The organism is Mesorhizobium sp. WSM4846, assembly GCF_055811415.1.
Window position 1 is genome coordinate 1 of record NZ_JBVVPZ010000112.1, and the last position, 425, is coordinate 425.

The following is a 425-nucleotide window of genomic DNA, read 5'->3' on the forward strand; positions in this document are numbered from 1 at the left end:
GTGCCGTCGCCGGCGATGTCGTTGGTCTTCGAAGCAACTTCGCGGACCATCTGCGCGCCCATGTTCTCGAACTTGTCTTCAAGCTCGATTTCCTTGGCGACGGTGACGCCGTCCTTGGTGATGCGCGGTGCGCCGAACGACTTGTCGATGACGACGTTGCGGCCCTTGGGGCCGAGCGTGACCTTCACTGCGTCGGCGAGGATGTTGACGCCGCGCAGCATGCGCTCACGGGCATCGCGAGAAAATTTTACGTCTTTGGCAGCCATTTTTAGCTCCTGGCAGGGGCTTGAATTGAGCCCTAGGATTAAGTGATGGTGAGGCCGATATTCAGCCGATGATGCCCATGATGTCGGATTCCTTCATGATCAGAAGGTCTTCGCCATTGAGCTTGACTTCGGTGCCCGACCACTTGCCGAACAGGATGC

1 protein-coding gene and 1 pseudogene are annotated in these 425 nt (G+C 57.9%); both read right to left on the reverse strand.

All coding sequences use genetic code 11. The features are described from left to right. Positions 1–266, reverse strand: a 266-nt coding sequence (locus AC0L15_RS33245; protein WP_287304782.1) for a TCP-1/cpn60 chaperonin family protein, incomplete at its 3' end; no start/stop codon positions are given. A 61-nt stretch (positions 267–327) separates the two neighbouring features. Then, positions 328–425, reverse strand: a pseudogene (locus tag AC0L15_RS33250) (co-chaperone GroES); the annotation flags it as partial.